Origin of the sequence: uncultured Porphyromonas sp. (genome assembly GCF_915070105.1) — a bacterium.
Lineage (GTDB): Bacteria > Bacteroidota > Bacteroidia > Bacteroidales > Porphyromonadaceae > Porphyromonas.
The window spans coordinates 1-12,082 of the sequence record NZ_CAJZFJ010000066.1 but is presented as its reverse complement, the minus strand read 5'-3'; the positions used below and the strand labels follow the sequence as shown (position 1 = coordinate 12,082).

The 12,082-nt window shown below is 55.1% G+C and carries 6 protein-coding genes, 2 tRNA genes and 1 rRNA gene; 3 read left to right on the top strand and 6 right to left on the bottom strand.

Annotation, left to right across the window (positions count from 1 at the left end; genetic code table 11):
* A 23S ribosomal RNA gene (locus QZ554_RS06975) occupies nt 1-565 on the bottom strand; the annotation flags it as partial.
* Between the two features lie 489 nt (nt 566-1,054).
* Nucleotides 1,055-2,128: an AAA family ATPase gene (locus QZ554_RS06970; protein WP_297195339.1), complete on the bottom strand. Its 1,074-nt coding sequence runs from the start codon at nt 2,126-2,128 to the stop codon at nt 1,055-1,057.
* 1,041 nt (nt 2,129-3,169) lie between these two features.
* Between QZ554_RS06970 and QZ554_RS06965 the strand changes: the two genes are divergently transcribed.
* The 3 genes from QZ554_RS06965 to QZ554_RS06955 all read left to right on the top strand — a co-directional run bounded on the left by QZ554_RS06965 (nt 3,170) and on the right by QZ554_RS06955 (nt 6,886).
* Nucleotides 3,170-3,256: transfer RNA gene (locus QZ554_RS06965), tRNA-Ser, on the top strand.
* Nucleotides 3,257-3,280: 24 nt separating this feature from the next.
* A tRNA-Phe gene (locus tag QZ554_RS06960) sits at nt 3,281-3,353 on the top strand.
* A 722-nt stretch (nt 3,354-4,075) separates the two neighbouring features.
* Complete coding sequence (locus QZ554_RS06955) at nt 4,076-6,886, top strand: TonB-dependent receptor (RefSeq protein ID WP_297195337.1); 2,811 nt, start codon at nt 4,076-4,078, stop codon at nt 6,884-6,886.
* Between the two features lie 108 nt (nt 6,887-6,994).
* On the opposite strand, the gene QZ554_RS06950 is transcribed toward QZ554_RS06955, so the two are convergent.
* The 4 genes from QZ554_RS06950 to QZ554_RS06935 form a co-directional block, all read right to left on the bottom strand.
* Nucleotides 6,995-8,224: a pitrilysin family protein gene (locus tag QZ554_RS06950; RefSeq protein WP_297195335.1), complete on the bottom strand. Its 1,230-nt coding sequence runs from the start codon at nt 8,222-8,224 to the stop codon at nt 6,995-6,997.
* Between the two features lie 250 nt (nt 8,225-8,474).
* Nucleotides 8,475-10,142 carry a C69 family dipeptidase gene (locus QZ554_RS06945; protein WP_297195333.1) on the bottom strand — a complete coding sequence of 556 codons (1,668 nt, stop codon included), beginning with the start codon at nt 10,140-10,142 and terminating at the stop codon, nt 8,475-8,477.
* 128 nt (nt 10,143-10,270) lie between these two features.
* A complete protein-coding gene (locus QZ554_RS06940) occupies nt 10,271-10,771 on the bottom strand; it encodes a flavodoxin (protein ID WP_297195331.1) in 501 nt (166 codons plus the stop codon).
* Between the two features lie 121 nt (nt 10,772-10,892).
* Nucleotides 10,893-12,082 (bottom strand): alpha/beta fold hydrolase (locus QZ554_RS06935; protein WP_297195330.1); only part of this gene is annotated, 1,190 nt, incomplete at its 5' end.

The following is a 12,082-nucleotide window of genomic DNA, read 5'->3' as shown; positions in this document are numbered from 1 at the left end:
CCTACCGCTTGTAGGCAGACGGGTTCAGGGTCTATTGCACTCCTCTGTTCGAGGTTCTTTTCACCTTTCCCTCACGGTACTGGTTCACTATCGGTCTCTCGGGAGTATTTAGCCTTACGGGATGGGCCCCGCTGATTCACACAGGATTTCACGTGTCCCGCGCTACTCAGGATACTCCTAATTCCAACTAAAGTTTTCGGATACGCAGCTTTCATGCTCTACGGCCAGCCTTTCCAGACCGTTCTCCTAACCTTGTCTTCATATATCGGAGTCCTACAACCCCGAAGTCGCCGAAACGACTCCGGTTTGGGCTAGTCCCCGTTCGCTCGCCACTACTAAGGGAATCACTTTTGTTTTCTTCTCCTATGGGTACTTAGATGTTTCAGTTCCCCACGTTCGCTCACCGCTCTGCGGTGTGATACATCTTCAATGTACCGGGTTGCCCCATTCGGAAATCTACGGATCAAATTGTATGTGCCAATCCCCGTAGCTTATCGCAGCTTATCACGTCCTTCATCGCCTCCGAGAGCCTAGGCATCCACCGTCTGCCCTTTCCTGTTTTTGCGCCTAACGTATATTAGTATTGCTACTAACACACGCAGGTTGTATACTAACTTATTTTATTTGCTCTACGTTGTTTTCTCGTTTGTTTTTATCAAGTATGTCAATGATCGCTTGTGGCTAAACCTCGTGGATCGCTCCATCTTAGGTCTCATCTACTAACCCGAGGTCTGTCCTGCTCAGCCACCCCGCTTAGGTGACTCATTCGCTGCAGGAGGTCGTTCCCTCGTTTGCGGTTGCAAAGGTATATCAAATACCCAATACCAACCAAATCTTTCCATGAAAAACTTCTGAAAATCCTCCTGTGAGTTGCATGCATTAACCCGATAGCAAACAACTTACATGGATAGAAAAATTTTTTATCAGCACCCCCGCATACCCCATCTTCGCCTCCCCCAAACCCTCCCCAAGGCAACGCTAAGAACAGAAAAAGCGACGCCCCATAACCTTCGTGGCAGGGGCGTCGCTTACTTTTCGGACTTCTAGGGCCTAACTATAGGCGGACATAGGCGGGGTCGTCGGTGACCTCTCGGATGACCTCGATGAAGGGTGGGAACTTCACCTGCCCATCGGGAGCGCAGGAGATCTCGAGGATTTGGTAGTCACGCCGTGGCTCGACAAAGTCGTCTACCTCGAAGTACTGCTTAGCCCAAACGAAGTTGCGGCGCAACTTATGCACCAGCACATCTTCCGGCGAGGGGATCGCATTGAGATAGGAGATATATTCGTCGGGGCCGATCTGTCTCTCCGTAATGATTGGCTGGGCTTCCACAGGACTCTTGCGCGTCATAAAGTAGACGTAGTTCCCTCGCAGCCCACGCTTACGTATCCGCACACTCGATCCATCCTCCATATCTATATAGGCTTGGTAGAGGTCGGTCTCCACCCCAAAGGGTATCTCTCCTGTCACATGCACGAGGAAACGTCTACGTACATCACTGAAAGAAGCAGGATCATCCCCGAGGGTCTCGTGGATCGCATGAAGCACTTGGCGAATCTTCACCTGGAAGTCTACGTTGTTCTCCACGATGTGCAGCTGGGGGTGCCCCGTCCAAGCCTTCAGTATACGTGCATCCAGCTCTCGTGCTTCTTCTATGGTCTCACCTCTGAAGGCATTGTTCTCGAGCGTGTAGTACTCCTCTGCCCCTTGTGCTGCTGTGACCATGTGGATGACAGCGTCGTAACGGGCATCACGGAGCTTGATCTCCGAGAGACCAAGTTCATCCAGCAAAGCCTGCCACATAGTACGCTCGATGTAGTTGGAGATGTCCATCGTCCCTCGGTCAGAGACAATCAGCACCGGATGGGAGGCAGCGTGTGCCAGCTCCAGGAAGGTGTCTTCCATCTGGATCTGATACTTCATCACGGCCTTCTCTATGTTATAGAAGTATTGGCGGTCGGGGGTAGCAAAGTTAATCGAAGCATTGCTAAAGAGCGTCGGAGTCTCGGGAAGGGCGTAAACCAAGTAGCCGAGGTCACTAAAGTGCTCAATGATCTGCGCCAAAGCCGTTGTCTTGCCAGCGCAGGGGCCTCCGGTCAAGGCGATACGAGTAATATTCTTATTCATTCCTGTATAATGGGGCACGTTTGCCGTCACAAAGATACGACGACTCCCCCAAGTCCACCTCTGCCCTCACCCTTCGTCCCTCCCGAATGCGCTCCGCCTCCCGCCACCCAAGCCTCCTCCCCACCTTCACCCACCCATCGCCCCTACTACAACTCAACTTGCCCAATACCCTTTATTAAACCTCCCTGCCTTCCTCTATCCAACTCCCAAGGCCACCAATCCCCAACTCTCCTCGTTATCCACCCCAAAGCCTCCGTTATCACCGCACGCACCTCACGAGCATAGCCACCCAAAGGCTCCTCCAGACCTTCCTCCGAACTTCCCCCACACCTCTCTAGGTGCCCTCGCTACCTCCCAAGAGGTTTCCTTCGTCAGGACTGACGCATGAAATCACCATAGTGCGAGGGCAAGGTCGTCAAGGAGCATACACCGAAGATAGAAGTATCTATGTCCCAGCATAGATATGCCAAGCGAACACTTCCTACCGAGGAGGCATGAGTATACACGTGTGTACACAACTGTATACCCACGTGTACACAACTGTATACACGCGTGTACACAAGTGCGCTCTAAGTATCTCCTCTCTAGGGCTCGCTTGTATGTCTGTTTCTTGGGGATAATGCCTAGGATCTTTAGTGATAGGCTAAGGCTCTCTCTGGGATATGAAGCGATACCCCCGAAGATCCAAAGGCAGGAGTGTACGAGAGAGAGATCATGCATCGGTCCTGTGTCCTTACTACCCCAAGGCAGTTTTCCCTACTACCTCAAGCGATGTTTTTCTTCGACCTTAGGCAAAGATTTTTGCTCGCTCAAACAAAGCTTCTCCGCCTTCCCCTCTCCTTCATACGCGCGCACGTATCGTATATATACTAGCCTAAGCAAGTCCCCTTTATTGGGGTAATTATGGGGTGGTTCACTCCTCCCCTCCCCCACCTCTACGGGCAAAAAGAAGGAGCATTTGCAAGGAAAGAGAGGGTAAGATTTGCAGGATTAAGAAAAACGCTCTATCTTTGCATCGCAATTCAAGAGCTGAGTGCGACTGGAAGTGTGGGTGAGTGGCTGAAACCAGCAGTTTGCTAAACTGCCGTACGGGCAACCGTACCACGAGTTCGAATCTCGTCGCTTCCGCTCCTAAGAAGAAGAATTGCCAATGGTGCCATAGCTCAGTTGGTAGAGCAAAGGACTGAAAATCCTTGTGTCCCCGGTTCGATTCCTGGTGGCACCACTGAAAGAGAAAAGAGAGATAGCAGAATGGGTCTTCGCCCGATTGCTATCTCTCTTTTCTTTTTAACCTTGATCATGCCAAGCCCTAAGCCTCCCCTCCCTTTCCAATGAAACCAAAGGAGGCCACACTCCTTTACATTTTCCTAGAGACCTCTCTATCACTTGCTTGACTTCCACCTTCACCCCACTCCTCGTAGAGGTTCATCACCACTTGACTACCCCCTTTATTCTCATCCTAGACCGTAGTCAAGAGCCAGAGTAAGTCGAGAAGAAGCCTCCAAGAGAAACACGAGCAATAGCGGGGGCTGAGACCAAGCAAAACAAGAGTCTACGCACGGGCAGACCAGCCCAAGAGATCTGGTAGAAAAAGGTAGGAGGCCGCACCGTAGAACAAGTTCTACAGCACAGCCTCCAAGATGGCCTGCGGAAGTAACACCTTACCACACTACGAACACCAAACGCAATCTTTCCCGTAACCTAGAAGGTGCCCCCCTCGCGAGACCAAATCAATATACTTACTCTAGGACACACGTCCCTAATAAAGGAAACGCTACACAGTCAAATACAGTACAAAATTAAATAAATTTATCTAAACAACATATTTTATCATTATGGCTCGGAGAAATTGGGTAGAAAGCACAGCCTTATTCCACCCTTTATTAAACATTGCCCCAAGTCTACACTCTAACACTCAAGAAGATCACAGAAAAAGAGATTACACTTATGAATAGTCCACTCCGAGCCTTCCTAAGGCTCTTCCTACTGGCACTCCTGCTCACCCCCATGAGCCTTGCCCTGCGAGCCCAGCAGACGACACACAGCATCTCGGGGATCGTCCTCGATGAGGCTGGCGAAGCCCTTCCCTCAGCTACGATCAGCCTCCTCCTACCAGACGGCAAGCTCAAGGGTGGGATCACCAGTGGCAAGGATGGCTCGTTCGTCCTACGCAACGTCGCTCAGGGCTCCTACACCCTACGCATCACCTTCGTCGGCTACAAGGCACAGACTCGTCCGATCAAGATTGCCAACAAGAACATCCAGCTGGGCAAGATCACGCTCGAAGAGGATGGGAAGGTCCTCAGCGACGTCAATGTCGTAGCCAAGGCTAACGAAGTGGTCGTCAAGGGCGACACCCTCGAGTATAATGCCACCAGCTACACTACGCAACAAGGGGCAGCGATCATAGAGCTTCTCAAGAAGCTCCCCGGGGCAAGTGTCGATGAGAAAGGACAGGTCACGGTCAATGGCAAGACTGTCTCGCAGATCATGGTAGACGGCAAACGTTTCTTCGAGGGCGACCCTAAAGTCGCTCTGAACAACCTACCTGCCGAACTCGTAGACAAAGTGCAAGTCATGGATAGGGAGAGTGAATCCTCCCGCATGTCGGGCTTCTCTGACGGCAACGAGGAGACGATCATCAACCTCACCATCAAGGCTGGTAAGAAGCGTGGACTCTTCGGCACAGCCTTCGTCGGGGGAGGCACGGACAAGCGTTATGAGGCCAGTGCCATGCTCAACCGCTTCACCGGTGACAACCAGCTCACCGTGCTGGGGAGCATGAACAACACGAACAACGCTGGCTTCAGTGACATAGCGCAGGATCTCAGCCAAGCGAGCTTCATGTACAGCCTCTCGGGTGGACGTCGTGGCCCAGGCGGAGGTGGCGGGCGCATGCCCGGACAGATCGACGGGATACAGACCTCGAAGGTACTCGGGGGCAACCTCAGCCATACCTTCAATCCCTCCCTCATCCTCGGCGGTAACCTACTAGCAGGGAACACCACCAAGGACAAGACGACCGCCTCTACGATCCAAAACATCCTCTCCTCATCCTCCACCACGCAGACGGGCAAGACCTCGGAGCACAACGATAAGGACACCTACGCAGGCAACTTCCGCTTCCAGTGGAAGCTAGACTCGCTGACCGAACTCATCATCTCCCCCCAGCTCCGCTACGGCAAGGGGATAGGCACCTACACCTCCGACGAAGAGACGCTCAACGATGCCACCAATGCCCTCATCAGCTCCTCCTCGCTACGTCAGCGCACCTCTCAGTCACAGACCGACGGGGATCTAAGGATAGATGCGAGCCGCCGTCTCTCCGACCGTGGCCGTACCCTCACGCTATCCGCCTCGGGGACGCTCTCGAATGAGCTAGGCTCGGGGACATACCTCTCCGACATCGTCAGTGCCGCTACGGGTACAGAGCATGTGGATCAACGTATCGAGAGCACCAAGCGTAGCGGTGAGTACCGTGTCCGTCTTGGCTGGGTAGAGCCACTTGGCAAGGGCTTCTTCGGTCAAGCTACCTATCAGATCAAGGGTACAAATAGCTTCAGCGAACGAAAGGCCTTCGATGCTGACCTCACGGGGCAGTACACCGTGGAGAATGCTCGCTACAGCAACGAGTTCCACTCCGACTTCCTAACGCATCAGGTGGGGCTAGCCCTCAAAAAGAAGGGAAGCACCTATGACCTGACGGCTGGGGTGAACCTCGAGCGATCCAACCTCAGTAGCTACACCGTAGTGGCAGGCGTGAATGCTCGTAGTATCAACCGCTCTACGACCAATTACTCTCCTACGCTACGCTTCTCCTACAAGCCCAAGCGCGCGACAGAGTTCCGCATCGACTACTTCGGTCGTAGCTTCCAGCCCAACACCGATCAGCTTGCCCCCGTGCAGGATGTGACTAATCCCCTCGTCGTCTATGAGGGGAATCAGAACCTCCTCCCTGGCTTCCAGCACAACGTCTTCGGACGCTACAACAACTTCTGGACTTCGACACAGACGTCACTTGCCCTCTTTGGACATGCCCGCTACGTGCAGAACGACATCGTATCCCGCACGACCTATGACCTCACGACTGGGGTGAGGAAGATCGGCTACACCAACGTCAGTGGCAACACTATGGTCGGCCTCGGGGGCTTCTTCACGCAGGTACTGCCCGGCAAGAAGTTCTCCATACGTCTCGGCTCTCGCAACGAGCTCATCCGTCAGATCGCCTTCATCAACGGGGATGAGAACCGTTCCCTCTCCCTCAGGCTCAACGAAGATCTGACGCTGAACTACCGCAACTCCTTCCTCGACATCAACCTCCGCGGGGGGCTCGGCTATTACAATGCCTCCAACAGCCTTACCTCGGTGAATACCACCGCCACCAAGGACTACTCCATAGGCTCGAACATGAACCTCACCCTTCCCCTAGGCTTTGCCATCGAGGCCGATGGTACCTACACCACGACACAGGGCTATGCGGCGGGCTTCGAGAACGACCAGTGGCTCCTGAATGCAGGCATATCCTTTAGCTTCCTCAAGGGCAAGCGTGCTACGCTCCGTCTCAAGGGCTATGACCTCCTAGACTCACGTCGTAGCATCTACCGCAACATCTCCGCCACGAGCATCACCACCGAAGAGTCGAATACGCTCGGGCGATATGCTATGCTGCACTTCATCTACCGCTTCGACAGCTTCGGTGGGGGTGGCTCTAGGAGCGACATGAAGCGACAGGGCCCTCCTGGACCTCCTCCCATGTAGGGCTAGCACTATCTCCTATTATATAAAAGGTACTGCACCGCCGAGCGCTTGGCGGTGCAGTACCTTTTTATATCCCCATCAGGAGAAGCCTATGGACTCCCTTCTACCCTAGCGGTAGATCAGCTGATGGAAGGTCTCGGGACAGAAGACCTCCGCTGCGATCTCATGCAGACCCTCGGGGGTAAGGCTCCCGAGCCGCCCCTCTAGCTCCTGCTGGCTCTCGTAGTGTCCATGGTGCAGGAAGGCCTTCCCCATGGATAGGAAGGCTTGCTCTCGATTGTCCGAGGCGATCGTCAGTTGCCCTCTTAGCTGAAGGAGGGCAGACTGGAGCTCGGTCGTGGAGAGGGTCTCTCGCCTCATCCACTCCAGCTCCTGCATGACCAGTCCGAGAGCCTCTGCCTCTGCTTCGGGCGAAGAGCCGAAGTAGACCGAGAAGAGTCCCGTATCGGAGTAGGGTGTATAGCTTGCCTCGACATTGTAGACCAAGCCCCGACGCTCACGTAGCTCCATATTCAGTCGTGCATTCATCCCCGTCCCCCCGAGGATATTCGTCAGCAGGCTTAGCCCCAGCCGACGAGGATCAAAGGCCGAGTAGGCAGCACGCCCCACGAGTACATGGCTCTGAGAAGTATCCCTTCGCCTGACCCGCCTAAGGGGAGGTGCAGGGACTGTTAGCCCCCCAGCCTGCCCCGAGAGAGAGGGGAGGGGTGTCGCCACCTGTGGGAAGTAATGTGAGCAGAGTGCCGTGAGCTCCTCCATCGAGAGGTCGCCCTGAGCGAAGAGCACCATCCCCTCTGGGCGGTAATGCTCCCTGAAGAACCGCCTCTGTACCTCCACCCCGATACGTCCGACCGACCCCTCCGTACCCAGGATAGCATGCCCTAGGGGATGCCCACGGAAGACTTGATCCTCAAACTCATCGAAGATCAGCTCCGAAGGGCTATCCTCATACGAATGGATCTCGTCCAAGATCACCTCCTGCTCCTTCGCCCACTCCTCCTCGGGGAAGGTGCTCCCACGTACGATATCGAAGAGGCTCTGCAGAGCCCGATGAGCGAAGCGACGAGGCAGGGCGACGTAGAGGATCGTCTCCTCCTTGGTCGTATAGGCGTTCATCTCTGAGCCCACGGCCTCTAGTCGCTGTATGATCTGGGGAGCTGTGCGTAGGCGTGTCCCCTTGAAGAGCATGTGCTCTATGCTATGGGCTAGTCCATAGTATCGCCTTGGCTCGCTACGTGTCCCCACTCGGACTGCAAGGCCTAGGTAGGTAACTGCCGAGGGTTCACGACAGAGGATGATACGAAGTCCCGAGGGGTGGGTCTCAGTCTGATACTGCATGGAGAGGTGAGGTAAAGAAGAGGGAGGTAATATGTAGGATCGGAGAGGAAATAGAGGAGACGCATAGCCCACATAGGCCATAAGCTCAGCCCCGCATACACAGGAGAGGATAGTCTATACCCGATAGGTAAATAGGAGGGCGGAGGAGGAAGTCCAAGGGAAAGGTGAGCCCCTGCCCCCGAGCCTCTTCGGCTCATAGGGCAGGGGCTGGTAGGAGGGCTTCTAGTAAAGAAACTTTAGGGGGCGAAGGCTATTCAGCGTTCTTCTTTGGGACGACAAGGTGCTCAGCCTCGCCACTGCGTGCGATGCTCTCATAGTACTCCTTGCTGTAGCCGGGGAAGTTAGGCATGACGATCTGGCCATAGCCATTCTCCTCGAACTTACCGTCCTTCTCCTTCTTCACGTTCCCGTCCATGTACTTCACTAGGAGATATTCGCCTAGTTGCTTCCAGCGGGCTGTGGTCTCATTGGCTACCTTGTCGCAGACACGGGTGAGGTAGTCAGAGACACGGGAGGGCTCGGTCTTCATCAGAGCCAGAGCATACTCATCGGTAGCCTTCACGAGGTCGTTGAAGCTCGACTCCAGAGCCTCCTGTACGGGACGAATATCCTGGATCATGGGCTCATAGCGATGGTAGGCCATATTGGCTACCCAGTTATGGATCCAGAAGGCCGAGGTCCAGCTCATCTGCGTCATGCTCCCATTACCACGGCGGTAGCACTCGGGGACGGAGTTGATCGAGGCATACATGGGGGTAAGGACAGCGGTATTGGCATCATCCACACCGAACCATAGGATACCCCCGATAGCATCGGGTAGCCAGCTACGGAGCTGAGCGATGAGGACGAAGCCCGTCTGCTGTGTGGCGATAGCACGCTCATTGACGTACTCCTTGCCATCTACCTTGAAGGTCATCGGACGCCAGCGGTAGGGTACCTTGTAGGCACCTGCCCCGGGGTCCTTCGTCATAGATAGAGGGGTATCCTCATAGTGGTTGCGCATACCACGACGAACATCGTCAAGCGTCACCTTGCGATCGGGGATGATATAGAGGGGCATGGGCTCCTCGTTCGCATCACCCTGTACGAGCTTGGTGTACTTATCCATCCCCTTGTCGAAGGAGCGGAAGAAGCTCCACACACGAGCTTCGCAGGCTCTGAGGCCACTGAAGTCGTAGGGGTTATAAGCCTTCTGGAAGTCGAAGTCCTTGTCGCTCTTGCCCGTGTACCAGCCGTTCTCACGAGCGAGCTTGACGACATCCTTCTCATACATGCAGTTCTCCTTGTCGCCGAAGGGGATCTTGTGGATACGAGCCTGATTGGCGTGTGCGCTGATTGCGTTATCGGGGATGCGGATAGCTACCCATACGGCGCCCTTCTTGTTGGGCCCCTTGCCGATCATCTCAAGTACCCACACCTCGTTCTTGTCGGCCACGGTGAAGGATTCGCCCGAGCTATAGTAACCATAGTCACGTACGAGGTCGGTCATCACACGGATAGCCTCACGTGCGGACTGCGAGCGCTGGAGCGCGATATAGATGAGGCTCCCGTAGTCCATGATCCCCTTGGGGTCGGAGAGCTCCTTGCGCCCCCCCCAGGTACTCTCGGTGATAGCCACCTGATGCTCGTTCATGTTCCCGATAACATTGTAGGTGACGGCAGCCTGTGGGATGAAGCCGAGGGGCTTGCCCGTGTCCCACTCGTGTACCTCCAGCATGAGTCCCTTGCCCCAAGCCTTGGAGGGGTAGTGGACGAGGTCGCCATAGAGGGTGTGTGAGTCAGCCGAATAGCTTACCATGACGGAGCCGTCAGCCGAAGCCTTCTTCCCGACGATGAGGTCAGAGCAGGCTGAGGAGGGCTGTGGCAGCAGCAGTGCTGTAGCCAGAGCGCAGGCTCCGAGGAGAGAGATTTGTTTCATAGGTCGATGTATTTGTTGTGTTACTGAGTAAACTACTTAACCACCATAAAGATATAAAAAATACCCCTCACACCAGCCACTGTGCAGGTGTGAGGGGTATTAAAGTAAATGGCTTGGGCGAGGGATCGCTAGAGCTCGCTCTGCAGAAGCGCTACCCACTTCTCGATGCGCTCGTCGGTCAGGTCGGACTGGTTAGCCTCATCTAGGCATAGGCCGATGAGCTTACCATCCTGCTCTGTCTCAGTAGCATCGTAGCTGTAGCCCTCAGGCTCGTAGGCACCAACGAAGGTACAGCCTGTGCTCTGGAGGCCTTCCTTGAGCTTGGATAGTGCTTCGCAGAAGCTGTCGGGGTAGCTATCAGCGTCCCCACAACCGAAGAGGGCGACCTTCTTACCTGCTAGGTTCTGCTCAGCGAGCTTAGGCAGGAAGTCTTCCCAGTCGTCCTGTAGGTCTCCGATACCCCAGGTAGAGGAGCCGAGGAGGAGGACATCAAAGCCTGCTACCTCTGAAGCATCTACGCTAGCTACGTCATAGAGGTTAGCTTCTGCACCTAGAGCCTTGCCTAGGCGCTGGGCTACCTCAGAGGTCGAGCCTGTAGAGGAGCCGTAGAAAATACCGATCTTACTCATTACGATATAAGTGTATTAGTGTTAGTGATTAAGTTTTCATTGACAAAGATAACAAACTATCCCACGTCTGCATCATCCGCCCTCGTTATCTCCATCCCAAGACCTGTCGTAGGACTCATCCCTATCGTCCTACACTTAGGCGGTCTAGCTCCTGACGTAGGTAGCTGAGCGCCTCGGGGCTAAAGCCCTGAGGGAGGCCTGCATACTCCAGCGGAGAGCCACTCTGTGTGGAGAGGAAGAGGTGATTGTAGCCGGGGAAGACCTGCACACGTGCCTGAGGGAGGAGGCGCTGGAGCTCCGTGGCATTGTTGGGGAGCACCTGCTTATCGAGCCCTGCATAGATCCCAATGACGGGGACACGAAGGCTACGCCACACCCCCGAGACATCCTGACTAAGGAGCTCCCTAAGGAAGGGTGTTAGCTGCCCTAGGATCACATCTATACTCTGCCCGCTCCCGAGAAACTCCTGATGCGCCTCGAGCTTCTTACGTGCCTCGGCCTTCACTTGCTCTAGGGTAAGGCGCTTATTCTTCATCAGGGCATAGACCTCTTGATTGACCCGACCGAGCTTCTGCCGCTGCTCTGCGCTAGCCCCCGAGAGCTCGAGGAGAGCATCCATCTGATCCAGCAGGACACGATCAAGCCCAAAGGCTGGGCCTGCGAGCGAGATAACGCCTGCGACCGAAGGCTCACGGCTAGCGACTTGGGCTGCGACATAGCCCCCTTCGCTGTGCCCGAGCAGGTAGATCTTTGTTCTCCGAAGGCTCGGCTCTGCATGTAACTTACGGACGACCGCCGTGGCATCGTGCACGAAGTCCGAGAAGTGCGATTCCATGAAGACCCCAGTGCTCTTCCCCACCCCTCGGTCATCGTAGCGGAAGACAGCGTAGCCTGCCGCAAGGAGTGAGTCAGCGATGTAGCGGAAGGGCTTATGCCCCAGCACCGTCTCATCCCGATCCTGTGGGCCGCTACCCGTGATCAGGACCACGAGCGAATGGGGAGTACCCTCCCCTTGGGGCAGGGAGAGTGTCCCTGCTATTGTGACCTTAGTCCCCGGGATAGGGATGCTCAGCTCCTGCTGGCGGTAGGGCGAAGGGGTAGACTCCGCAGTCTGAGGGGGAGTAGTCTCTATCTTGCGCTCAAGGACAAGGGGAAGCTCTGCACCACCTTGGGTAAGGGTGCCCAGAATCTTACCCGTAGCATCCCGAAGGCCCAGGTAGCGCAAGCGAAGGAGGTCGCTAGACAAGATAAGGCTATCCCCCTCCACCCGTACCTCATCGACCCGTAGGCCGTAGGCACCTTGGTCGGGGC